Raw genomic sequence first — 22128 nt, forward strand, 5'->3', positions numbered from 1 at the left:
GCATGGTCGGTGCATGACCTTCCCCACCAAGATCGCCGTGCTGCTGCGCGCGGACCTGGCCGTCTGGCAGCGGCTCAACGTGACCGCGTTCGTGGTCAGCGGCATCGCCGGCACCGCGCCGGAGCTGCTCGGCGCGGACTACGCGGACGCGGACGGCACGCGCTACCTGCCGATGCTCGGCCAGCCGGTGCTCGTGTTCGAGGGCGACGCCGACACCCTGACCGCGGCGCACGGCCGGGCCGTCGACCGCGGCGTCGCCTGCGCGATCTTCACCGAGGAGCTGTTCAAGACCGGCAACGACGAGGACAACCGGGCCGCCGTGCGCGCCGTGCCCAGGGCCGAGCTGCGCCTGGCCGGCCTCGCCGTGCACGGCCCGAAGAACGCCGTCGACAAGATCCTCAAGGGCGCCCGCCTGCATGGTTAGATTCCGGCGGATGCCCGCCCGAGTCGAGGAGCGCACATGGACGCGCCCACCCGCGTCGTCATAACGTTCGAGGGCGAGGGAGCCGGCCGCGGCCCGCTGTCCTGGGGTCAGCTCAAGCGCTGGCAGGCCGTGCGCCGGCTCGGGCACTGGCTGCCGCTGGGCGGCGCGCGGGCCGTGCCGACGGGCACCACGATCGACGACCTCGCCGACGAGCTGCGATTTTGTCTGCGGCGGTACGTCACGTTGCGGACCCGCCTGCACGTCCCACCCGGCGATGCCGCGGTCCTCGGTGGCGCCGCTCCGGACGCTTCGGGCACGCTGGAGGCTGAGGTCCTCGAGAGCGCCGCCCCGGAGCAGGAGGTCTTCGCTTCGGGCACGCTGGAGGCCGAAGTTATCGAGGGCGCCGACCCGGAGGCGGTGGCGGAAGAGTACCGCCGCCGGCCCTCGAACCTCGCCACCGAATGGCCAGTCCGCGCCGCCATCATCTGCCGCGCCGGCGCGCCGACCCATCTCGTGCTGCTCATCTCCGGCCTGGCGATGGACCCGGCCGCCCTCCGCACGCTGCTGCGCGAGGCCGCCGAGCGCCCGGCCGGCCCGGCCGAGGGCCTGACGCCGCTGGACTTGTCACCGCACACCCTCAGCGACCGGAAGTCTCCGCGATCATGCCCGACCACCATCGACACCATCGGTTTTTCATGATCACGGAGCGAAGATGTACCCCTGTGTACCAAATGTCTCCACGATCATGGCAAACCCGCGGTGCGGCCACGGCGACATGCATGATCACGGAGACATCCGTTCGCCCCAGCCCACCCGCATCGACGGTCGCGTCCGCCGGCGTGCACGAGGGGCAGCGCCGGATCGTGGTGGTTCACCTCGGGCGGCCGCCGCAGGCTGGGCCAACGATGCCCGCCGATGGGGCGCGGCGGTGATCGGCTCCGCCGCCGGGCGACGCGGCGGGCGGACGTCGCGAATGCGGCCGGACGGACGTTCGCGGACGCGGCACGAGCGGGCCGACCGAGAGGACCGGAGATTCGCTCATGTTGGGTGTACTCCTCCACAACAAACGGAACCTTGTTCCGAACTATACGGAACCTCGTTCCGATTCGTCGATCGCCGCCTCGGCCGGCGGGTCGGGCGCGGCGGCGCGGACGCGCACGGCCGAGGCGGAGCCGGCGACCAGCAGCGCGAGCAGGGCCGGGATGGCGAGGGCGGCCGGGAGCGGTACCGCCCGGGTCGCCGCCCCGATCAGCACCGGCCCGGCGAGGAACCCCGCGTATCCCATGCTCACGGCCACCGACAGGGCCCGCGCCGGCCGGGCCGGGTTGCGCGCGGTCGCGGCGGAGAACACCTGCGGCGCCACGCACGACAGCCCGGCGCCGAGGCAGGCGAAGCCGGCGACCCCGGCCCACCGGTTGTCCACGAGCAGCGCGGCGCCCAGGCCGGCGGCCGCGAGCAGGCCACCGGCGCGCACCAGCCGGACGGGGCCGAGCAGGGCGGTGAGCCGGTCGCCGACGAGCCGGCCGGCGGTCATCGCGATCGCGAAGGCGGCATACCCGGCCGCCGCGAAGCCGGACGTGCCGCCGAGGTTGTCGCGGAGGTACACCGCGCTCCAGTCGGCGGCGGCGCCCTCGCCCACGAGGGCACAGAAGGCGAGCCCGCCCAGGACGAGCACGCCGTCGAGCCGGGTGCCGCGGGGATCGGCGGCGGTGGCCGGCCCGGCCGGCGGCTCGGGGGCGAGCCAGGCCAGGGCCCACAGGGCCAGCGCCGTGGTCAGCCCGCACACGAGCAGGAACGTGCCGCGGGGCGACCAGCCCAGCTGCGCGCACAGCCCGCCGAGGGCGGCGCCGGCGAAGCCGCCGATGCTGTAGACGGCGTGGAACGAGGAGATGATCGGTCGGCCGTACGCCCGCTGGACCCCGAGCGCGTTGGCGTTCATGGACACGTTGAGCACGCCGTGGTTCACGCCGAAGACCAGCAGGGCGGTGGTGAGCAGCGCGAGCGACGGCGCGTAGGCGGTCGGCAGCAGCAGTACCCCCTCGGCCAATGCGGTCGGCACGGCGACCCGCACGCTGCCGAACCGGTCGACGAGGCGGCCGGCGACGAGCTGCCCGGTGATGGCGCCCGCGGCGAGGCCGAGCAGGGCGATGCTGAGCCGGGCGTCGTCGAGGCCCAGGCCGTGCTTGATCGCCGGCACCCGCGCCGTCCAGGCCCCGAGCGCCGTGCCGAAGAGCAGGAACAGCAGGCATCCGGCGACGCGCGCCCGGCGGGTCTCGACTGGCACACCGCACCGTACCCCTCGGCATCCGCCCGCGTCGGCCCCCCACTGCTGCGAGACTGTGCCCATGGACCCGATTCGCCTGGTGGAGACGACCCCCGGCAAGCACTCCCTGATCCTGGTCGCCGGCAGCACCGGGGTGGACGACACGATCGCGGAGCTCGGTCACGAGCCGAACGGATACTTCTGGGAGGGCATCGCCCAGCTGCTGATCGACACCGAGGCGCCGCAGCTCGACGGGCGCTTCGAGTTCGACTCGGAGGCCGGCACGTTCGTGGCCGACGGCCCGGACCGCCCCGCGCTCGCCGCCCTGTCCGACCTCATGCGGACCGCGGCGACCGACCCGTCCCGCATGCGCGCGCTCGTCGCCTACGCCGACGAGAGCGGCTTCGAGTTCGACGACTGACCGCGAACCCGCCGTGCGCCAGCGGGAGTTGCATGATCACGGAGAGGTTCGCCCCTGCCCGGATATGCCCACCTCGGCCATGGTGGAGCTCGGCAGCAGCTTCGGCGTCGCGACCGCGGCCGCCGTCTTCGCCCACTGGGGCGGGTACGCCTCGCCGGCGTCGTTCCTCGCCGGCTTCCGCCCGGCCGTGCTGGCCCTCGCGGTCGTCGCCGCCCTCGCCCTGCCCGCCGCGGCGCTGCTCCCGGCCCGCCGCCCGGCCGCACCCGGGCCCGACCCGGCGGCGCGCCTGGAACCCACCGCGGCCCGGAGCTGACGACCGCCGCATATGCTCGGCGGCATGGTCTCCACCGAGGACGGGCTGCGGCGCGTCGCCGAGCTGGCTTCCCGTGAGCACTGGCTCGCGGTCGTCGTCACCGTGCGGGCGGACGGCGAGCCGTCCACGTCCGTGGTCAACGCCGGCATCCTGCCGCACCCCGGCGACGGGCGGCCGGTGCTCGGGATCGTCTCCCGCGCCGGCACGGCGCGCCTGGTGAACCTGCGGCACCGGCCGCGGGCGACGCTGGTGTTCCGGGCCGGCTGGGAGTGGATCTCGGTGAGCGGCACGGCCGCGGTGCTGGGCCCGGACAACACCGACCCCGAGGCGCTGCGCCTGCTGCTGCGCGAGATCTACCACGCGGCCGGCGGCGAGCATCCCGACCTGGACGAGTACGACCGGGCGATGGCCGCCGAGGGCCGCGTGGCCATCCTCGTGGAGCCCGAGCGGTTCGGCGCCAACTGACCCGTCAGCCGGCGACCCGCGCCCACTCTTCGCTGTAGTTGCCGAGGGTGCTGGACGCGCCGTAGCGGTCGCGCTGGCAGACGTAGTTCTCGTCCTCGAGGAACGGCCTGATCTTCTCCCGGGCCTGCTCCTTGCCGTTGCGGTACAGCACGGAGGTGCCGTTGGGCTGCAGGCCGGTCCACGAGATCTTCCCGTCCTTCGTGAAGTACCGGCCGTCGACGGCGCCGCTGAACTGCACCGTCCAGTGCGCGCCGCGGAAGTCCGTCTCGATGGGCGCCGACCGGCCGTAGTCGGTGGTGAAGGCGCCGTCCTCCCGGAAGGCCCGGATGACGCCGGCGCCGTTGGTGTACTGGACCTTGGTGTTGTCGAGGATGCCGTTCGTCTGGCTGCTCACCAGCCGCCAGGTGCCGAGCAGGCACGCATCGATGCCGGGCGACAGGCTGGGCGACGCGGCGGCCGACGGCGAAGGGGGCGGGGCGGCCGACGGCGTGCCGGACCGGCCGCCCTCCGCCCCGATCGCCTCGGAGCCGGTGTCCGGGCGGGTCGCGAACACCACCGCGGCGGTCACGGCCAGGACGGCGGCGGCCGCCGCCGCGATGACGAGTGCGCGACCGCGGCGACCGCGCACCGAACCGGGGGCCGGAGCCGCGAGAGCGTCGTGCGGTATCTCGACGGCCGGCTCCGCCGACCCGGTGGACTCGGCGGACTCGCTGGACCCGGTGGGCTCAGTGGACCCGGCCTGCGCGGCGGCGGGCAGGCTGCCCATCGCCACCGCCAGCTCCGGCTGGTCCACAATGGACGGCTCCACGCCGAGGGCCCGGTGCAGGGCGGTCGCGATCGCCGGCATCCGGCTGGCCCCGCCGACGAGGAACACGGCGGACAGGTCCCCGGGCTCGACCCGGCCCGCGTTGAGGACCTCGCGGCAGGCCGCGACCGTGCGCTCGAGCATCGGCGCGGCCACCCGCTCCAGCTGCTCCCGGCCGAGCGGCTCCTCCTGGTCGAGCAGCGGCAGGTGGATCAGCGTCGTGGCCGAGCGGGACAGCATCTCCTTGGCGGTGCGGACGTTGTCCCACAGCTGCCGGCGCAGCCGTTGACCGGCCGCGTCGCCCGGGTTGGTGAGCCGCTCCCAGGCCTCGCCCCGCGGCACGGCCCTCGCCAGGTACCCCACCAGCGCCGCGTCGATGTCGAGCCCGCCGGTGTCGGTGAGCCCGCCGGTGGCGAGGACCGTGAAGCCGCTACCGCCGCGCCGGACCAGCGACGCGTCGAACGTGCCGGCGCCGAGATCGTAGACCAGCGCGACCCCGCCCTCCGGGACCTGCACGCCGGCCCGGCGGGCGAACGCGAAGGCGGCCGCCACCGGCTCCGGGACGAGGACCGCGCCCGGCGGCAGGGCGCGCCGCAGCACCGCGCGCCGCTCGGCGCCCCATCCGGCGGGGCAGGTGACGACGGTCTGTGTGGGCGGGGCGCCGGCCACCCGGGTCGCCTCCTCGACGACCCGGTCCAGCACGGCGGCGAACAGCGCCTCGACTTCGAACTGGGCGCCGGCGAGCAGCACGGTACCCTCGTCGACACAGCGCTTGGGGTGGGGCTCGAAGCCGGCCGGATTGGCCGCCGCCAGATGCAACGCGTCGCGGCCGACGACCAGATGCCCGGTCGGGTCGGCGCAGACCGCCGAGCGCAGCAGCGGCGAGCCGTCGAAGAGCAGCAGCTGCGGCTCCCCGTCGCCCGCCGCGAGCACCGCGACGGTGGTGAACGTACCGAAGTCGATGCCGAGCCGCACCGCCGTCTCCGCCACGCATCGAAGCCTACCCACTCGCCGGCCCGCCCGATCGGCCCAGCCCCGTCAGTCCAGCGTGGACAGATCCAGGCTGTGCCAGGCCGCCCCCGGGCCGGTGCCGGTCTTCCACCACAGCAGGCTCTGCCCGGCCATGACGCCGCCGACGTCCTCGGCGATCGTGATGAGCGAGTCGCGCCGGAGGTCGTAGAGCACGAGGCGCCGCGGCGAGGCGGGGGCGGCCGGGTCGGCGATCTGCAGCAGCGGCTCGAACCGGTCGAGCAGCGCCACGTCGGGGACGGCCGCGCTCACCCACGAGTCGCCGACCCGCCGGCGGTCACTGCCGTCGGTGCGGACCAGCTCGTAGATCGTGGCCTGGTCGGAGCCTGTGGTCACCACCGACCGGCACCACACCGGCCCGCAGACCAGCTGCTCCGCCGCGGACGCCGGGACGCTGACCCTGGCGCCGGTCCGCAGGTCGAGCAGCTGCAGTGCGCCCTTCGCGCCGGGCACGGTGCGCAGCCAGGGCCAGGCCGAGAGCCGGTACTCCCCCTCCACCCGCCGGACCGTCACCGGCCCGCCCGCGACCGGGACGGACCGGATCTCGGTCGCGGCGCCGGCGGAGGCCGCCCAGTACACCCGGCCGTCGGCGACGACCAGGTCGTCCTGCGTCCCGAAGAACGTGGCCGCGCCGGCGTCGGCGGGCGCGAGGATCTGCGTGGCCGGCCCGTCGAGCGGCGCCCGGAACAGGCGCGTCTCGACCGGCCCGCCGACCGTGGTGGTGGACTCGGCCCAGTAGACGGCGTCGCCGGCCCGGGTGAAGCCGAAGAACTGCGGAAATTGCCTCGCGTCGACCCGGCGCAGCTCGCGCTCGCCGCCGGGCCCGCGCAGCACCAGGCGCCGCGCGGCACCGTCCGGCGTCGCGGCGGTGCCCAGCGAGGTCTGCGGGTCGAGGTACAGCACCGGCAGGTAGTCGGCCCCGTCGGCGAGCCGGCCCGGGCTGTCGGCGATCCGGGCGGCCGGCCACGCCTGGCGCAGCGGCACGGCCCGCACGGCCGGCGCCGGGGCGCGCGCCTCGGCCGGCCCGACCACGACCAGCCAGCCGCCCACGACCAGCGCCGCCACCAGCGACAGCCGCGAGGCCCGCACCGACCCGGTTCCCCACCTCACCCGCCGACCGTAGCGCCCCGGCGCGTCCGGCCGCCCGTCGCCGGGGCAGGACGTCAGGCGGACGGGTCGGCGGCGAGGGAGCGCAGGGCGCGCAGGGTGTCGCGGACCAGGGCGGACAGCGGCTGGTCGGCGCCGTCCTGGTCGAGCCAGCGGGTGATGGTGACGCTGAGGACGGTCGCGGCCAGCTGGGCGGCCAGCATCGCGGCGAGGTCGTCCAGGCCGCGGCGGCGGAAGCCGCGCTGCATCGCCTCGGCCAGGGCGGAGAGCTTGCGCAGCTCGCGCTCGCGCAGGCCCTCGTCGGCCTGGATCACCGCGCGGCGGGTCCGCAGGTAGTCCAGCCGGCCCTCGAAGCGGGCCGCCGCGACCTTCTCCAGCCCCTCGGCGATCACCGCCATCGGGCCGAGCGCCGGCGGGGCCTCGGCCAGGAACTGCTCGGCGAAGTCGGGGATCTCCTCGTCCGCGGCGAACAGCACCTCGCGCTTGTCCGCGAAGTGCCGGAAAAACGTGCGGGTGGTGAGCCCGGCCCGGGCCGTGATCTGCGGCACGGTCGTCTCCGCGAAGCCCTGCTCGACGAACAGCTCCACGGCCGCGCGCTCCAGCCGCTCCCGTGCGTTCGGCTCCCATCTGCTCATCGGCTCCATCTTAGGTGATGACATCGCATGTCGTCATGCGCTATGGTGATGACACGCAATGTCATGGCGCACCGTGAGCGAGGGGATCGGGACGATGGGCAACGACGTATGGGTGCTGGGCGCGACCGGCCGGACCGGCGGCGCGATCGCCGCCCGCCTGCACGCGCAGGGGGTACCGCTGACGCTCGTGGGGCGCGACCGCGGGCGGCTCGAGGCGACGGCCGCCGGGCTGGACGGCGCACCCGGGTTGGTGGCCGGCCCGCTCGCCGGGGCCCTCGCCCGGCTGGCCGGGGCGCGGCCGGCCGTGGTGGTCAACACTGTCGGGCCGTTCGCCACCACCGCCGCCGAGGTCATCCCCGCGTGCCCGCCCGGCACCCACTACGTCGACGTCTCCAACGAGATGGCCGCCGCCGAGTACACGCTCGACCGGCACGCGCAGGCGGTCGCGGCCGGGCAGACGCTGGTCACCGGCGCGGGCTTCGGGGTGCTGGGCACCGAGAGCGTGGTGCTTCGCCTGTGCCAGGACCGCCCGCCCGCCGCCCGGGTGCGCGCCGACGCGATCGCCTCCGTCGCCTCCGAGCCCGGCTTCCTCGGCGCCGCGCTGGCCGCCACGATCGTCGAGGTTTTGTCGTACGGCGGCCGCGAGGTGCGCCACGGCCGCCTGGTGCGCAGCCCGCTCGGCGCGAGCCCCACCCGGCTCACCACGCCCGGCGGCGACACGGTCAGCACCGGCGGCGGCGCCAGCGGCGAACTGCTGGCCGCGTGGCGGGCCTCGGGCGCCGCGGACGTGCTCGCGGCCTCCAACGCGGCGCCGGCGAGCGCGACGCTCCGGCTCGCGCTGCCGGTCCTCGCGACGCTGCTGCGGGTGCCCGCGGTGGGCCGCTTCGCCACCCGGCGGATCGCGGCCGTGCGGACCCGGGCCCAGGAGCGGCCGCGGGCCTACTCGTGGGCGCACGCGCGGGCCGAGTGGGCCTCCGGCGAGGTCCGCGAGGGGTGGCTGCGGGCCGGTGACGGGATGGACTTCACCGCCGCGGTCACCGCCGAAGTGGCGCTGCGGCTGGCCCGCGGCGAGGGCCGCCCGGGCGCGTTCACCCCGGGCGCCCTGTTCGGCCCGGCCCTGGCCGAGGCCGCCGGCGCCGAGTTCCTCATCGACGACCACCACGCACCGTCCACCCGCGGCTGACCCCTGCGCCCACCAGCGCCGCGACGACGGCGACCCGGTCGCCCACGGCCACGGCCTGCTGGTACTGACTATGGCGGAGGACCGCGTGAGCGCGTTCACCCGCTTCATCGACGCAGCCGTGATGCCCTACTTCGCCCTCCCCCGCCGCCTGTAGCCCCGCCCCGTCCCGTCCCCGCCGGCCTCGCTCCCCGCCCGGCCGCCCGGCCCGGCCGCCCGGCCGCCCGGCCCCGCGCCGCCGCCCCGCCCGGCCCCGCGCCGCCGCCCCGCCCGGCCCCGCGCCGCCGGCCTCGCGCCCCGCCCCGCCCCGCCCCGCCTCGCCCCGCGGCGCCTCGCCCCGCGGCGCCCCTCCGCGACCGCCTCGCGCCGCCCGCCGCGCCTAGCTCCGCGCCCGGCGCGCCCCGCCGCGCTCCGCACTCCGCCGCGCCCGGCCTCGCACCGCGCTTGGTCCGCGCCGCCAGGCGCAGAAACTCTCCACGATCATGCACGCGCCCGCTCCGAAACCGCGCTTTTCCGTGATCGCGGAACAAAACTGTACCTATGGGTACATTATCTCTCCGCGATCATGATAAACGCCCGGCGCGACCAGCGGGTTGAGCATGATCACGGAGAGTTTTGACTGCTTCCGCGCCACCCATAACGGATTTATGCCCCGTCAGGCGAAAAATCGGATAAGTCATGACGCCGGAGGTGTCGTGACTTATCCGTCCGGCTTATCCGCCCGGCCCGGCGGGTGTCGATGTGCCGGCCGAAGCAGCGGCCGCCGCGATGCCCGCCGACCGTCCAGCCGCCCCGGCACAGGCACCCCGACACAAGCGCGGTCACGGCGGGGGCGAGCGGCGGGTCGGGGGACAAACGGCCATTGCGACAGAAGTTTGTCGCAAAGTTGCGGGCGACACATCGAAGTATTGCGCTAAGAGCGCGCCTGCTGGCAGGATTCCGAGCCAGAAGCCGACATGGTCAGCGCCGCCAACCGCGCGTCCTCCACGCGTGGGCTGCTCAGTGCCGGTGTGCGGGCCACCGCCCGGCCCGTTGCCCCCGCCATGCCCCCGATCCGGATCCCATCGCGACCACGCCGCCGGTCCCCCAACCGCCAACCGGGACGGGCGGAGCGGGCGCGGGGAAAAGTCTGGGGGCGACACCCGAGGAGTCCACATGGGAGTTTCCCGCCGCTCCGTCATCGCCACCTCACTCGCCGGGGCCGCCGCCGGTGCGCTGCCGCTCGGCGCCGCCACCGAAGCGGCGTTCGCCGTCAGTCCGCCCGGTGACGTCGTCGGCAAGGTGACCGTCGGCTACCAGGGCTGGTTCGCCTGCATCGGGGACGGTGCGCCGATCAACGGCTGGTGGCACTACAGCCCGAACTGGTCCCAGGCCCCGGCGCCGGGGGCGTGCAGCATCACCTGCTGGCCCGACGTGCGCGACTTCACCCAGGGGTACCGCAGCAACTTCGCCAACCTCGGCAACGGCCAGCCGGCGAACCTGTTCTCCTCCTACGACCAGCAGACCGTCGACACGCACTTCCGCTGGATGCAGCAGAACGGGTGCGACACGGCCGCGCTGCAGCGCTTCAACCCCAACGGGGGCGAGGGGGCGACCCGCGACGCGATGGCGCAGAAGGTGCGGCAGTCCGCGGAGGCGACCGGCCGCAAGTTCTACGTCATGTACGACGTCACGAACTGGACCAACATGCAGTCGGAGATCAAGACCGACTGGACCGGCAAGATGTCGGCGCATACGGCTTCCCCGGCGTACGCCCGGCAGAACGGCAAACCGGTCGTGTGCATCTGGGGCTTCGGGTTCAGCGACCCGGGGCGGCCGTTCGCGCCGGACGCCTGCCTGGACGTGATCAACTGGTTCAAGGGGCAGGGCGTCTATCTGATCGGCGGGGTGCCGACGCACTGGCGGCTGGGCACGGACGACTCGCGGGCCGGGTTCATCGACGTGTACCACGCCTTCAACATGATCTCGCCGTGGATGGTCGGGCGCATCTCCGACAACGCCGGCGCCGACTGGTTCTACACCAACCGCGTCCTGCCCGACCTCGCCGACCTCAACCCGCGGGGCATCGACTACCAGCCGTGCGTGATCCCGGGCGACCTGGCCGCCGGCCACCGCCGCCACGGCGAGCTCATGTGGCGGCAGTTCTACAACCACACCCGCGCGGGCGTGCAGAGCGTGTACATCTCGATGTTCGACGAGTTCAACGAGGGCAACCAGATCGCCAAGACCGCCGAGAGCGCCGCCTGGCAGCCCACCAACTCGGGCATGCGGGCGCTGGACGAGGACGGCACGCCGTGCTCGTCGGACTACTACCTGCGGCTGACCAACGACGGCGGGCGGATGCTCAAGGGGCAGGTCGCGCTCACCGAGACCCGGTTCACGGTGCCGTTCCCGACCGGGCCGGACCAGACCGCGCCCTCGGTCCCGGGCAGCCTGCGGGTCACCGGCACCACCGACACGACCGTCGCGCTCGCGTGGAACGCGTCCACGGACAACGTGGGCGTGGCGGGCTATCGGGTGTCCAGGGTCTCCGGATCCTCCAGCACGGTTGTCGGTACGACCACGACGCTGGCCTTCACCGTGACCGGCCTGACGGCCTCGACCGCGTACACGTTCACGGTCGCCGCCTACGACGCGGCCGGCAACGCCTCGGGCGCCTCCAACGCCGTCAGCGTGACGACGGCCGCGCCGCCGAACAACACCACCAACCTGGCCGCCGGGCGCCCGACCGCCGAGAGCAGTCACACGCAGGTGTACGGCAGCGCCAACGCGGTCGACGGCAACACCGGCACCTACTGGGAGAGCGCCAACAACGCGTGGCCGCAGTGGATCCAGGTCGACCTGGGCTCGGTGACGGCGACCAAGCGGATCGTGCTGACGCTGCCGCCGCAGTCCTCGTGGGCCACCCGCACCCAGACGCTGTCGGTGAACGGCAGCAACGACGGCGGGCCCGGCAACACGATCGTGGGCTCGGCCGGGTACACCTTCAACCCGGCGACCGGCAACACCGCGACCATCACGTTCCCGGCCACGGCCACGTTCCGCTACCTGCGGCTGACCTTCACCGCCAACACGGGCTGGCCGGCCGGCCAGGTCTCGGAGTTCCGCGTCTACAACGGCTGAGCGCCGCGATGTGACGTCCGCGCGCCGGCCGCCGCCGAAGGCCGGCGCGCGGATGGGGCGAGTGCCCGGGCCCGACGCCGACGAGCCCGGGAGCGACACCGACCCCCGAAGGCGGGTGGCGACCAGGCGTCCGGTCGCCACCCGCCGCGCGACTCCTGCGATCGCAGTAGTGCGGGTGTCAGCCGGCGCACCCAGACCGGCCTGCTCCGCCCGCCGTCCCCCTGGTAAAGGCGCCACCCGCGAGCTAACTTCGGTAGAGGAAAGTCAGCTCTGCGAGGAGGCACTCATGCGAGACGCGGTCATTGTCGAGGCGGTACGCACCCCCGTGGCCAAGGGCAAGGCGGGCGGCGGCTACGCGGATATCCATCCGGTGGACCTGCACGCACACGCGCTGCGCAGCCTGGTGGCCCGGGTGCCGGGGCTCGACCCGGCCGAGGTCGACGACGTGATCGGCGGGGCGGTCGGGCAGGTCGGCGAGCAGAGCACCAACACCACCCGGCTCGCCGCGCTGGCCGCCGGGCTGCCGGAGTCGGTGCCCGGCGTGACCGTCGACCGGCAGTGCGGCAGCAGCCAGCAGGCGCTCAGCTTCGCCGCGCAGGGGCTGGTCGCCGGGGCGTACGACATCGTGATCGCCTCGGGGATCGAGTCCATGAGCCGGGTGCCGATCGGCAGCAGCGCGCTCGTCGGCGGGGTCCGGGCCGACGTGGCCGGCCCGTCGGTCGCCGCCCGCTACCCCGGCGGCCTCGTCCCGCAGGGCGTCAGCGCCGAGCTGATCGCCCGCAAGTGGGCCCTGTCCCGCGCCCAGCTCGACGAGTTCGCCGCCACCAGTCACCACCGGGCCGCCGAGGCGTGGCGGGCCGGCTGGTTCGACGCCGAGGTGGCCCCGGTGCCCGGCGCCGAGCTGGCCCGGGACGAGACGATCCGCCCGGACACCAGCGTCGAGCGGCTCGCCGGCCTGCCGGTGGCGTTCGCCGCCGAGCACTGGACCCGCCGCTTCGGCGAGCTCGACTGGAAGGTGACGGCCGGCAACTCCAGCCCGCTCAACGACGGCTCCGCCGCGCTGCTGCTCACCACGAGCGAGACCGCCCGGCGGCGGGGCTGGCGGCCCCGGGCGCGCATCCACACCGCGACCGTCGTGGGCGACGACCCGATCTACATGCTGACCGGCATCATCCCGGCCACCGCCAAGGTGCTCGCCCGCGCCGGGCTGAGCCTCGCCGACATCGACGCGTTCGAGGTCAACGAGGCGTTCGCGTCGGTCGTGCTGTCCTGGCTGGCGGAGACCGGCGCCGACCCGGCGCGGGTCAACGTCCACGGCGGCGCCATCGCCGTCGGCCACCCGCTCGGCGCGAGCGGCGCCCGCCTGGCCACCACCCTGCTGGGCGTGCTGGAGCGCACCGGCGGCCGGTACGGCCTGCAGACCATGTGCGAGGCCGGCGGCACGGCCAACGCCACCATCATCGAGCGGCTCGACGGCTGAGCCGCCCGGATCGGTAGGTTCGCGGCATGAAGAACCTGCTCCAGGATCGGGACGCCTGGTCGATGGAGAACTGCTCGATCGCGCGCGCGTTCGAGCTCATCGGCACGCGCTCGGCGATCCTCGTGCTCCGCGAGGCGTTCCTCGGCGCCCGCCGGTTCGACGACTTCGCCCGGCGGGCGGGCATCGGCGAGCCGGCGGTCGCCGCCCGGCTGCGGGAGCTGACCGCCGACGGGCTGCTGGAGCGCGTGCCGTACCGGGAGGCCGGGCAGCGCACGCGGTACGAGTACCGGCTGACCGGGAAGGGCCGGGCCCTGCTCCCGATCATCACCGCACTGCGCGACTGGGGCGACGCCTGGGCGGCCGGCCCCGAGGGGCCGCCGGTGCAATCGGTCCACCGGGGCTGCGGGGCGCCCGTCCACGCGCGGCTGGTGTGCGACCACGGCCACGACGTCGGGCCGGGCGAGCTCGAGGCCCACGCCGGTCCGGGGCTGATCGAGGCGCACCGGCGGTAGTCGCGCAGCGGCCGGCGGTCAGGCGTCGTCGTTGGACACCCAGTCGGGGTGGGCCACGACGAACGAAGGCACGGTGTCCTCGCGTACCGCCGCGAACAGCTGCAGGCTGGTATCGCTGAGGATCTCCGTGGCCTTGCCGTTGATCATCTCGGAGTTGAAGGTCCCGCCGTTGGTCTTGAGCATGGTCACGGCGCCGGAGCGGACGTCGCGCAGCGCGAAGAGCCAGTCGGGGACGGACAGCCCGCCGCCGTCGAACGTCATCGCCTGACCGGCGGCGCGCAGTACCTGGTCGAGCTTGGCGGGATTGGTGAGGACGCCGCTGCCGGTGGCCTGCTTCAGCACCGCCTTGAGGAACTGCTGCTGGTGCCGCTGCCGCCCGTAGTCCCCGTCCGGGAGCAGCTCGCGCTGCCGCACGTAGTCCAGGGCCTGCCAGTCGGCCAGATGCTGGCAACCGGGTTCGTAGACCTGCGGGGTGACGCCAGGGACGGGAATCGGGCCGGCGTCGGTCATGTCGTAGGGCATCCGGTACTGCCCGCGCGCGTCGTGTCCGATGTGGACGGAGACGGTCTTCTCGTCCACGCACATGTCCACCCCGCCCAGCGCCGCCACCAGCGACTTGAACCCGGCGAAGTCGACGATCGCGCCGCCGTTGAACGAGATCCCGGTCAGCCGCTCGATCGTCAGCGCCAGCAGCTCGAACCCGCCCGCCCGGCCGGTGCCGTTGCGGTAGCCGTCGGGGAACGCCGCATTGATCTTGTCCCAGCCGCCGTCGAACCCGCTCTTCGAAAAGGCCGGGATCGACACGTAGGAGTCCCTGGGCACCGAGACCAGGTAGGCGGCGTCGTGGCTCGCCGGTATGTGCGCGATCATGATCGAGTCGGCGTTGTGCTCGCCGTCCGGGTCGTCGTCGCGCTCGTCGATGCCGACCAGGAGCAGGTTCAGCGGCCCGTCGATGCTGACGTGCGGCGCCGCCGCGTCGCCGAGCAGGGGTTGCTGGTCGATCGACCCGGTGTAGCGGTGCAGCAGGACCCGGCTCCCGGTGATCCCGGCGGCGCTGACCAGCATGAGCAGCACGCCGAGCACGATGAGCAGGCGGGGCAGGCGGCGGTCGGGAATTGGGTCGCCCATAAGCGTCTCCACTGTCCTCGATCCGGGCCGCGAACGGGCGCGCGCCGGGAGTCGGCGTCTGGTTGACCTTGCCAGCATAGGAACTCCGGACCTGCCCCACGGCCGTCCGGCAGGTGATACCGCAGGTGGCGGGCGGTCCCCGGCCGTCGCCGCCGAGGTCGTGACGATCGACGGCTCACCTGCCCGACCACTCCGCCAAGCCACCTCCGCTCGCCCGGCGCGCCGTGTTTATCGGGAACCGGAGGGGTACAGGCGCGCTCGACATTCCGCAGCCGAGGAAAGGAAGAGCGTTGGTCGACGCGGGCAAACGCAGCGTCATGGGAGTGCTGGTCGACGTGGTCGACTACGACGCGACGGTCGCGAGGGTAATCGCGGCCGCCGAGCAGCGGCGCCCGTTCATCCTGACCGCCCTGGCCGTGCACGGTCTGATGACCGGTGTCTCGGATCGGCGGCACAACGCGCGGCTCAATGCCTTCGACATGGTGGTCCCGGACGGCCAGCCGGTGCGGTGGGCGCTGAACCTGCTGCACGAGGCCCGGCTGCGCGAGTGGGTGAGCGGGCCGGAACTGACCCTGCGGGTCCTGCGCCGCGCGGCCGAGCAGCAGCTGCCGGTGTACCTCTACGGCTCCACCGCGCGTACCGTCGGCCGGCTGGTCACCACGCTGACCCGCACGGTGCCCGCGCTACGGATCGCCGGCGCCGAGCCGTCACGGTTCCGCGACGCCGAGCCGGGCGAGTACGCCCGCATCGCCAAGCGCATCGACGCCTCCGGGGCCCGGCTGGTCCTGGTCGGCCTGGGCTGCCCGCGGCAGGAGTCGTTCGTCCACGCGATGCGGCCGCTGCTCGCCATGCCGCTGCTCGCGGTCGGCGCCGCCTTCGACTATCACGCCGGGCTGCTGAGCTATGCGCCGCGGTGGATGCAGCGCGGCGGCCTGGCCTGGCTGTGGCGGCTGGTCCTGGAGCCGCGGCGGTTGTGGCGGCGGTACCTCGTCCTCGGCCCCCGGTATCTGGTGCGGCTCTCGGCGCAGAAGGTGGGACTGTGGGAGCCGTCCGTGCCCGCACCCTCGCACCGCCCGGTCGAACCCGCACCGGTCTGAACGCGGGGGAGGGTACATGTGCGGAATCGCCGGCGTCGTGGCGACGGGCGGCGCGCAAGCCGTGGACGAGGAGCGGCTGCGCGCCATGTGCCGCAGCCTCACGCACCGGGGGCCCGACGAGGAGGGCTTCTTCATCACCGCCACCGCCGGCCTCGCGGTGCGGCGGCTCGCGGTCATCGACGTGGCGCACGGCCGGCAGCCGGTGCGCTCCGAGGACGGCACCGTGCACGCGGTGCTCAACGGCGAGATCTACAACCATCGGCAGCTTCGCCGGCTGCTCGCCGCGCGCGGCCACACCTTCGCCTCCGGCAGCGACGCCGAGGTGATCCCGCACCTGTACGAGGAGTACGGCCCGGACTTCGCCCGGCACCTGGAGGGCATGTTCGCCATCGCGCTGCACGACGCCGCCCACGACCGCCTGGTCCTGTGCCGCGACCGGGTCGGCGTGAAGCCGCTGCACTACGCCGAGCGCGCCGGCGGCCTCGTGTTCGGCTCGGAGATCAAGGCGGTGCTGTGCGCGATCCCGGACCGGACGCCGGACCTGCACGCGTTCAGCGCCTACCTGTCGCTGATGTACGTGCCCGCGCCCCGCACGATGTACCGGGAGGTCCGCAAGCTCCCGCCGGGCACGACGCTGGTCTGGCAGGACGGCCGGTGCACGCTGCGGCGCTACTGGTCGCTCGCCGCCGTGCCGCAGCGGCACGATCTCACCGCCGACCGCGCCGGCGCGATCCTGCGCGACCTCGTCGCCGACTCGGTCCGCGAGCAGCTGGCGGCCGACGTACCGCTGGGGTTCTTCCTCAGCGGCGGCATGGACTCCGCCACCGTCGTCGCCGCCGCCCGCCGCGCCCTGCCCGACGCCACGCTGAAGACGTTCTCGGTGGGCTTCGTCGACCGGTCCTACGACGAACGCGGCGCGGCCGCCCTCGTCGCCCGCCGGTTCCGCACGGACCACACCGAACTGCTGGTCGAACCGGTGGCGCACGACGTCGCGGACGGCATCCTGCCCGCCTACGACGAGCCGTTCGCCGACCCGTCGGCGGTGCCCACCTACTACCTGTGCCGGCTCGCCCGCCGGGACGTGACGGTGGCGCTGAGCGGTGACGGCGGGGACGAGCTCTTCGCCGGCTACCTCACCTACCGGGCCGACGAGCTGGCCCGCTACTACCGCCACCTGCCGCGCGCGGTGACGGCCGGAATCGTGCCGGGCCTGCTGCGGTTCCTGCCGCGCTCCAGCGCCCGGGCGAGCTTCGACTTCAAGGCGCGCCGGTTCCTCGACAACGCCGCCGACGAGCCCGGCCGCAGCCACTACCTGTGGCGGGTCGTCTTCCGGGAGGCGCACAAGGCGCGGCTGCTGCGCCAGGACGTGCTCGCCGAGTTGTACGGCAGCGACAGCTACGACACGCACGAGGCGCACTACGACGACGGCGCCGGCTTCGACCGGCTGACCCGGTTCCAATACACCGACGCGCACGTCTACCTGCCCGACGACGTGCTGGCGAAGGTCGACCGGGTGAGCATGGCGCACTCGCTGGAGGTACGGGTACCGCTGCTGGCCACGCCGCTGCTCGAGTTCGCCTTCTCCCTGCCGGGCCGGCTGAAGCTCCCGGGCCGGCAGCCGAAGTGGCTGCTGCGCCGGGCGATGGCGGGCCTGCTGCCGCCGCAGACGCTCGCCATGAGCAAGCAAGGCTTCAACGCCCCGCTGCCGCGCTGGCTGCGCGGCCCGTTCCGGCCGCTGGTCCGCGAGTACCTGGGCCGCGACGTCCTGCAACGGCAGGGCTACCTGCGCTTCGACGCGGTGAACGAGATGGTCGAGCGCCACCTCGGCGGCGCCGCCGAACACGCCCGCGAGATCTGGATCCTGCTGCTGTTCACCATGTGGGCCGAGCAGGAGAAGGCCTACCGATGACGACGGCTTGGAGGTACGAGGCCCCGTGAGACACTGGGTGCTGCTCATTCCGCTGTTCCTGGCATTCCTGCCCGCCGTCGTCCTCACCTCCTCCGTCCCGCCGCCGGTGCGCGCCTGGGCCTGCCGGATCTCGTTCGTCGTCATCGCGGCGCTGCTCGCCGCGCCGTGGATCTGGCTGCGCCTGGGCTACGACGTGCCGGCCCGGGCCGCGATGATCCTCACCACCGGGTCGTTCGCCTGCGGGATCGTGCTCAGCGGCGCCACCGCGGGGATCGTGGAGGACAACGCGCCGCCGTCGCCCGCCGTCCAGCACGCGGTCCTGCGGTACCACACCGCCTACGCCGTGCGCCCGGAGCCGCGCGGCAAGCGGGCGCTGGACGTTGTCGGCGCCCTCGCCGGCCTGGCGCTCACGCTGCCGCTGTGGCCGATCATCGGGCTGCTCATCTGGTTCGAGGAGCCGGGGCCGATCTTCTTCACCAAGAACTCGGTGGGCCGCGGCGGCCGCACGTTCCGGCAGTTCAAGTTCCGCAGCATGCAGTACGGCGCCGAGCGGCTGACCGGGCCGGTCGTGTCGCCCGCCGGCGATCCGCGCACGCTACGGGTCGGCCGCCGGCTGCGACGCTGGCACCTCGACGAGCTCCCCGAGCTGATCAACGTGCTCAGCGGCTCGATGAGCCTGGTCGGGCCGCGGCCGCTGCGCACCGTGCTCGTCCGCACCCACCTCGAGACGGTCGGCGGCTACGCCGAACGGCACACCGTGCGCCCCGGCATCGCCTGCATCGCGCAGATCGAGAAGTTCCACATGCCGCCGCCGGAGCGGCTGGTGAAGGACCTCGCCTACATCGAGCACCAGAGCGTGCGGCTCGACCTGCGGCTGCTCGTCCGCGCGGTGCTGAGCACGGTCCGCGGCGAGCGGCACTACGACGAGCCGGCGCTCGTCGTGCCCAGCCCGGCGGTGCCGGCGAGCCGGACCGACGGACCGTTGGCGGGAGTGGTCGAGCATGCCGGTCAAGCCCAGGACGCCTGAGCACGACGGGCTGGGCGGCGCTTCCCGTTTCGTCGGGGCCGGCCTGCTCGACCAGGTGGTCATCGCCGCCGCCAACTCGGCGAACACCCTCCTGGGCGGCATCCTGCTGTCCAAAGAACACTTCGGCGCGCTCGCCCTCGCCCTCGCCGTCGGCTACTTCGCCATGTACCTCAACCGGGCCGCCGTCGGGGACGTGCTGCTCGCACTCGCCTCCCGCTACGACGGCGAGCCCCGCGCCCGGCTGGCCCGCAACGGGCTGACCACCGCACTGTGCTCCGGCCTGGTCGCCACCGTCGTGTTCATCGCGCTCTGGGCCCTCTACCCCAGCCGCGGCGAGATCGACCTGCGCCAACTCATCTGGCTCGCCCCGTTCATGATCCCGATCATGCTGCACGACACCGCCCGCTGCGACTACCTCGCCGACCGCCGCCCCGACAAAGCCCTCGGCATCGACCTCGTCTGGGCCGGCACCCAAGCCGTCCTCGTCGCCATCATGATCACCACCCACCACTCCAGCGCCGGCGCCCTGCTCACCGTCTGGGGCTTCGGCGCCATCGCCGGCATCACCGTCTACCTCCTGCGCGAACACCGCCTGCCCTGGCACGGCAGCCCCCGAGCATGGCTCACCGAAACCCGCCACCTCTCCAGCTGGTTCACCATCACCGCCATCGTCGCCCAGGTCCAGGTCCTCGCCATCAGCTTCGTCGTCGCCGGCCGACTATCCAAGATCGACCTCGGCAACCTCCGCTTCGTGCAGACCGTCCAGCTCCAACCCGTACAGAACCTGATCACCGCCATCCAGAGCCTGCTCGTCCCCCGCGCCTCCCGCAACGCCGCCCAAGCCGCCAAACCCGGCCCCGACGGCGCCGCCGCCGCCCACACCCTGCGCCGCCAGACCCGCCAACTCGCCACCGCCTTCACCATCCTCGGCGCGCTCATGGTCCTCATCGTCTGGCCAGCCGTCTCCTTCGCCCTGGTCCACACCCACAAATTCGCCGAAGCCGCCCCCCTCGCCCTGCCCATCGCCCTGCAGGGCGCCGTCTACCTCCTCCAGGTCCCCTTCACCGCCGCCATGCGCGGCATGCACCGCGCCCGCATGCTCTTCATCCAATACGTCGTCTTCGCCGTCGTCTCCATCAGCGGCCTCACCCTCGGCGCCGACTACGGCGGCCTCCACGGCGCCGCCTGGGGCCTGCTCACCGGCTCCACCACCGGCCTGGCCTGCATGGTGATCCTCTACATCCGCGCCCTGCGCCGGTTGACCCGGCCGGTCGCCGCCCCCGTCCCGGCTACGACCGCTATGCGTTAGCGCCGCTGATGAGCACGGTGACGCCGTGCCCGGACAGGTCGCGGGCGTGCTGGAGGGCGGCGGCGAGGGCGGTGGCGCCGCCCGGTTCGACGGCGAGGCGGAGGCTGTCCCACAGCTGGTGTTGTGCGTGGCGGATCGCCCGGTCAGGAGCGAGGAGGACGCGGGAGCGCTGGTCCAGTGCGACGGCGGTGGCGATGGCGCCGGCCCGGCGGGCGCCGAGGCTGTCGACGGCAACTCCGGTGCGGTCGATGTCGATGTCGACCGGCCGGCCCGCGGCGATCGCCGCAGCGAGCGAGGGTGCGGTTTCGGGTTCCGCGGCGAGGACGGTGTTGCGGCCGCGTAGGGCGAGGCAGACACCGGCGAAGAGGCCGCCACCGCCGCAGCTGACGATGACGACATCACCGGGAGGGATCTGGTCGGCCAGCTCAGCGCCGACGGTTGACTGCCCCGCGACGGTGGCGACCTGGTCGTAGGCGTCGATGTGGACCGCGTCGTGGTCGGCGGCGTACCGCTGGCTGGCATCGAGGGCGTCGGCGTAAAAGCCGTCGACGAGGTGCAGGTCCGCGCCGTGCCGACGGATGGCGTCCTGTTTGACCTGCGGTGAGAAGGAGGGCACGAAGATCGTGGCATGAACGCCGGCTCGGCGGGCCGCCCAGGCGACCGCCACTGCGTGGTTTCCGCCGGAGGCCGCGGTGACGGAGGTCGCCGCACCGGGCATGGTCAGCACGGCGTTCAGCGCGCCCCGGGCCTTGAACGAGCCAGTGTGCTGCAGCTGCTCCAGCTTCAACGTCAGCGCGCCGTCGGCTCCCACATCTCGGCCGTCGACGTGCAGGATCGGGGTGCGCCGGACGCGTCCGCGCAGGCGGGCGTGGGCCTGGGCCAGGTCCTCATCCGTGGGGATCACGCCACAGTTGGCTTCGAGGGCGTCCATCGATCCTCCCAGGTGCCACTTTGCCGAACAGCTCGTTCGGTATAGTAGACACATGGCTGGTCCCAACTTGCAAGCGGCCCTCGGTCAGCGGTTGCGTCGACTCCGCGAGGAACGAGCGATGAGCGCGGCCGACCTCGCTCGCGCATCCGGGGTGGCGCGAGCGACCCTGTCCAGGCTCGAAGCCGGTCACGGCAACCCCACCCTGGACACCATCGGCGCGCTGGCGGGCGACAGCCGGCGATCTCTTTCGCAGCGCAGCGCAGCGACCGGAAGTCTCCGTGATCATGCGCAACCGGGCGTCGACACCAAGGGTTTTTCATGATCGTGGAGTGGCGATGTACCCCCGTGTACCGAAAGTCTCCGGGATCATGGCAAACCCGCGGTGCGGACACCGCAGGCAGCATGATCACGGAGACATACGGCCGGCCCGGCCGCGCAGATCGGCGGTTGCGCCCGGGGGCATCCGGCACCGGGCTGAACTGGCCGGATTACGCGGCCTTCAGGTAGCGGCCGTTGTGGTAGAGCAGCGGGGCGCCGTCGGAGTGCTCGCCGTGGATCGGCTCGGCCAGCACGATCGCGTGGTCGCCGGCGTGGACGCGCTCGGCGACCCGGCAGACCAGCACCGCCAGGACGCCGTCGAGCATGGGGACCGCGTGCGGGCCCGCGCTCCAGTTGAGGGGCGCGGCGAAGCGGTCGATGCCGCTCGTGGCGAAGCGGCGGGCCACCTCCTCCTGGGCCTCCGTCAGCACGTGCACGCCGACGTGCTCGGCCGTCTCCAGCGCGGGCCAGCTCGACGAGCGGCGGTCCAGGCAGAACGACACCAGCGGCGGGGCCAGCGAGACCGACGTGAACGAGGTGGCCGTGAAGCCCGCCGGGCGGGTGGGGCCGGGGGCGGTGATCACGACGACCCCGGCCGCGTGCCGGCGCAGCAGGCTGCGGAACAGGTCGGCGTCGATGGTGGCAGGCATGC

General features: G+C 73.8%; 21 protein-coding genes. 14 read left to right on the plus strand and 7 right to left on the minus strand.

The window, feature by feature from the left end; translation table 11 throughout:
• The first annotated feature begins 13 nt into the window (after positions 1-13).
• Together ACQPXD_RS39625 and ACQPXD_RS39630 are read left to right on the plus strand one after the other, a co-directional pair.
• On the plus strand, positions 14-424 hold the full coding sequence (locus ACQPXD_RS39625) for a DUF2000 family protein (protein ID WP_432827363.1): 411 nt from the start codon (positions 14-16) through the stop codon (positions 422-424).
• A 36-nt stretch (positions 425-460) separates the two neighbouring features.
• Complete coding sequence (locus ACQPXD_RS39630) at positions 461-1123, plus strand: hypothetical protein (RefSeq protein ID WP_432827365.1); 663 nt, start codon at positions 461-463, stop codon at positions 1121-1123.
• Between the two features lie 385 nt (positions 1124-1508).
• Here ACQPXD_RS39630 and ACQPXD_RS39635 read toward each other — a convergent pair whose 3' ends face one another.
• On the minus strand, positions 1509-2708 hold the full coding sequence (locus ACQPXD_RS39635; RefSeq protein WP_432827367.1) for an MFS transporter: 1200 nt from the start codon (positions 2706-2708) through the stop codon (positions 1509-1511).
• Positions 2709-2769: 61 nt separating this feature from the next.
• On the opposite strand from ACQPXD_RS39635, the gene ACQPXD_RS39640 reads away from it, so the two are divergent.
• From ACQPXD_RS39640 to ACQPXD_RS39650, 3 genes are all read left to right on the plus strand, one after another.
• On the plus strand, positions 2770-3108 hold the full coding sequence (locus ACQPXD_RS39640; RefSeq protein ID WP_432827369.1) for an Imm51 family immunity protein: 339 nt from the start codon (positions 2770-2772) through the stop codon (positions 3106-3108).
• Between the two features lie 64 nt (positions 3109-3172).
• Positions 3173-3421, plus strand: a complete 249-nt coding sequence (locus ACQPXD_RS39645) for a hypothetical protein (protein WP_432827371.1) — start codon at positions 3173-3175, stop codon at positions 3419-3421.
• Between the two features lie 24 nt (positions 3422-3445).
• Positions 3446-3886, plus strand: a complete 441-nt coding sequence (locus tag ACQPXD_RS39650) for a TIGR03618 family F420-dependent PPOX class oxidoreductase (protein ID WP_432827373.1) — start codon at positions 3446-3448, stop codon at positions 3884-3886.
• Positions 3887-3890: 4 nt separating this feature from the next.
• Here the strand turns inward: ACQPXD_RS39650 and ACQPXD_RS39655 are convergent, their stop codons facing one another.
• The 3 genes from ACQPXD_RS39655 to ACQPXD_RS39665 are packed head-to-tail and all read right to left on the minus strand — an operon-like array spanning position 3891 to position 7462.
• Positions 3891-5681: an Hsp70 family protein gene (locus tag ACQPXD_RS39655; protein ID WP_432827375.1), complete on the minus strand. Its 1791-nt coding sequence runs from the start codon at positions 5679-5681 to the stop codon at positions 3891-3893.
• A gap of 48 nt (positions 5682-5729) precedes the next feature.
• Complete coding sequence (locus ACQPXD_RS39660) at positions 5730-6830, minus strand: hypothetical protein (protein WP_432827377.1); 1101 nt, start codon at positions 6828-6830, stop codon at positions 5730-5732.
• A gap of 53 nt (positions 6831-6883) precedes the next feature.
• Positions 6884-7462, minus strand: coding sequence for a TetR/AcrR family transcriptional regulator (locus tag ACQPXD_RS39665; protein ID WP_432827379.1), 579 nt, complete (start codon positions 7460-7462; stop codon positions 6884-6886).
• 73 nt (positions 7463-7535) lie between these two features.
• Between ACQPXD_RS39665 and ACQPXD_RS39670 the strand changes: the two genes are divergently transcribed.
• The 4 genes from ACQPXD_RS39670 (at position 7536) to ACQPXD_RS39685 (ending at position 13757) form a co-directional block, all read left to right on the plus strand.
• Complete coding sequence (locus ACQPXD_RS39670; protein WP_432827381.1) at positions 7536-8645, plus strand: hypothetical protein; 1110 nt, start codon at positions 7536-7538, stop codon at positions 8643-8645.
• A gap of 1152 nt (positions 8646-9797) precedes the next feature.
• A complete protein-coding gene (locus ACQPXD_RS39675) occupies positions 9798-11765 on the plus strand; it encodes a galactose-binding domain-containing protein (protein WP_432827383.1) in 1968 nt (655 codons plus the stop codon).
• Between the two features lie 286 nt (positions 11766-12051).
• Complete coding sequence (locus tag ACQPXD_RS39680; RefSeq protein ID WP_432827385.1) at positions 12052-13245, plus strand: thiolase family protein; 1194 nt, start codon at positions 12052-12054, stop codon at positions 13243-13245.
• A gap of 26 nt (positions 13246-13271) precedes the next feature.
• Complete coding sequence (locus tag ACQPXD_RS39685) at positions 13272-13757, plus strand: winged helix-turn-helix transcriptional regulator (RefSeq protein WP_432827387.1); 486 nt, start codon at positions 13272-13274, stop codon at positions 13755-13757.
• 18 nt (positions 13758-13775) lie between these two features.
• Here the strand turns inward: ACQPXD_RS39685 and ACQPXD_RS39690 are convergent, their stop codons facing one another.
• The gene (locus ACQPXD_RS39690) at positions 13776-14885 is read right to left on the minus strand and encodes an LCP family protein (protein ID WP_432827390.1); all 1110 of its coding nucleotides are present in this window, start codon (positions 14883-14885) and stop codon (positions 13776-13778) included.
• Between the two features lie 317 nt (positions 14886-15202).
• Here ACQPXD_RS39690 and ACQPXD_RS39695 point away from each other — a divergent pair, with 317 nt between their 5' ends.
• The 4 genes from ACQPXD_RS39695 to ACQPXD_RS39710 are packed head-to-tail and all read left to right on the plus strand — an operon-like array spanning position 15203 to position 20227.
• Positions 15203-15982 (plus strand): WecB/TagA/CpsF family glycosyltransferase, encoded by a 780-nt coding sequence (locus tag ACQPXD_RS39695; RefSeq protein ID WP_432844124.1) that lies wholly within the window; start codon positions 15203-15205, stop codon positions 15980-15982.
• Positions 15983-15998: 16 nt separating this feature from the next.
• Positions 15999-17891 (plus strand): asparagine synthase (glutamine-hydrolyzing), encoded by a 1893-nt coding sequence (gene asnB / locus ACQPXD_RS39700; RefSeq protein ID WP_432827392.1) that lies wholly within the window; start codon positions 15999-16001, stop codon positions 17889-17891.
• Between the two features lie 25 nt (positions 17892-17916).
• Positions 17917-18918 (plus strand): sugar transferase, encoded by a 1002-nt coding sequence (locus tag ACQPXD_RS39705; protein ID WP_432827394.1) that lies wholly within the window; start codon positions 17917-17919, stop codon positions 18916-18918.
• The gene (locus ACQPXD_RS39710) at positions 18893-20227 is read left to right on the plus strand and encodes an oligosaccharide flippase family protein (RefSeq protein ID WP_432827398.1); all 1335 of its coding nucleotides are present in this window, start codon (positions 18893-18895) and stop codon (positions 20225-20227) included. Before ACQPXD_RS39705 ends, ACQPXD_RS39710 begins: the two co-directional genes overlap by 26 nt.
• Here the strand turns inward: ACQPXD_RS39710 and ACQPXD_RS39715 are convergent.
• Complete coding sequence (locus ACQPXD_RS39715; protein WP_432827400.1) at positions 20217-21158, minus strand: pyridoxal-phosphate dependent enzyme; 942 nt, start codon at positions 21156-21158, stop codon at positions 20217-20219. The genes ACQPXD_RS39710 and ACQPXD_RS39715 overlap by 11 nt on opposite strands.
• Before the next feature lie 118 nt (positions 21159-21276).
• On the opposite strand from ACQPXD_RS39715, the gene ACQPXD_RS39720 reads away from it, so the two are divergent.
• Positions 21277-21480, plus strand: coding sequence for a helix-turn-helix transcriptional regulator (locus ACQPXD_RS39720; protein WP_432827402.1), 204 nt, complete (start codon positions 21277-21279; stop codon positions 21478-21480).
• A gap of 166 nt (positions 21481-21646) precedes the next feature.
• On the opposite strand, the gene ACQPXD_RS39725 is transcribed toward ACQPXD_RS39720, so the two are convergent.
• Positions 21647-22126: a flavin reductase family protein gene (locus ACQPXD_RS39725; RefSeq protein ID WP_432827404.1), complete on the minus strand. Its 480-nt coding sequence runs from the start codon at positions 22124-22126 to the stop codon at positions 21647-21649.
• Between the last annotated feature and the right edge of the window lie 2 nt (positions 22127-22128).

Source organism: Dactylosporangium sp. CA-092794, assembly GCF_050948465.1.
GTDB lineage: Bacteria > Actinomycetota > Actinomycetes > Mycobacteriales > Micromonosporaceae > Dactylosporangium.

What these genes read in the sequence shown, in the direction of transcription:
- ACQPXD_RS39690 (WP_432827390.1), bottom strand. Translation starts at nt 14,885, where the DNA reads ATGGGCGACCCAATTCCCGACCGCCGCCTGCCCCGCCTGCTCATCGTG.
- ACQPXD_RS39650 (WP_432827373.1), top strand. Translation starts at nt 3,446, where the DNA reads ATGGTCTCCACCGAGGACGGGCTGCGGCGCGTCGCCGAGCTGGCTTCC.
- ACQPXD_RS39625 (WP_432827363.1), top strand. Translation starts at nt 14, where the DNA reads ATGACCTTCCCCACCAAGATCGCCGTGCTGCTGCGCGCGGACCTGGCC.
- ACQPXD_RS39640 (WP_432827369.1), top strand. Translation starts at nt 2,770, where the DNA reads ATGGACCCGATTCGCCTGGTGGAGACGACCCCCGGCAAGCACTCCCTG.
- ACQPXD_RS39645 (WP_432827371.1), top strand. Translation starts at nt 3,173, where the DNA reads ATGCCCACCTCGGCCATGGTGGAGCTCGGCAGCAGCTTCGGCGTCGCG.
- ACQPXD_RS39725 (WP_432827404.1), bottom strand. Translation starts at nt 22,126, where the DNA reads ATGCCTGCCACCATCGACGCCGACCTGTTCCGCAGCCTGCTGCGCCGG.
- ACQPXD_RS39685 (WP_432827387.1), top strand. Translation starts at nt 13,272, where the DNA reads ATGAAGAACCTGCTCCAGGATCGGGACGCCTGGTCGATGGAGAACTGC.
- ACQPXD_RS39720 (WP_432827402.1), top strand. Translation starts at nt 21,277, where the DNA reads ATGAGCGCGGCCGACCTCGCTCGCGCATCCGGGGTGGCGCGAGCGACC.
- asnB (WP_432827392.1), top strand. Translation starts at nt 15,999, where the DNA reads ATGTGCGGAATCGCCGGCGTCGTGGCGACGGGCGGCGCGCAAGCCGTG.
- ACQPXD_RS39695 (WP_432844124.1), top strand. Translation starts at nt 15,203, where the DNA reads ATGGGAGTGCTGGTCGACGTGGTCGACTACGACGCGACGGTCGCGAGG.
- ACQPXD_RS39675 (WP_432827383.1), top strand. Translation starts at nt 9,798, where the DNA reads ATGGGAGTTTCCCGCCGCTCCGTCATCGCCACCTCACTCGCCGGGGCC.
- ACQPXD_RS39680 (WP_432827385.1), top strand. Translation starts at nt 12,052, where the DNA reads ATGCGAGACGCGGTCATTGTCGAGGCGGTACGCACCCCCGTGGCCAAG.
- ACQPXD_RS39630 (WP_432827365.1), top strand. Translation starts at nt 461, where the DNA reads ATGGACGCGCCCACCCGCGTCGTCATAACGTTCGAGGGCGAGGGAGCC.
- ACQPXD_RS39665 (WP_432827379.1), bottom strand. Translation starts at nt 7,462, where the DNA reads ATGAGCAGATGGGAGCCGAACGCACGGGAGCGGCTGGAGCGCGCGGCC.
- ACQPXD_RS39715 (WP_432827400.1), bottom strand. Translation starts at nt 21,158, where the DNA reads ATGGACGCCCTCGAAGCCAACTGTGGCGTGATCCCCACGGATGAGGAC.
- ACQPXD_RS39710 (WP_432827398.1), top strand. Translation starts at nt 18,893, where the DNA reads ATGCCGGTCAAGCCCAGGACGCCTGAGCACGACGGGCTGGGCGGCGCT.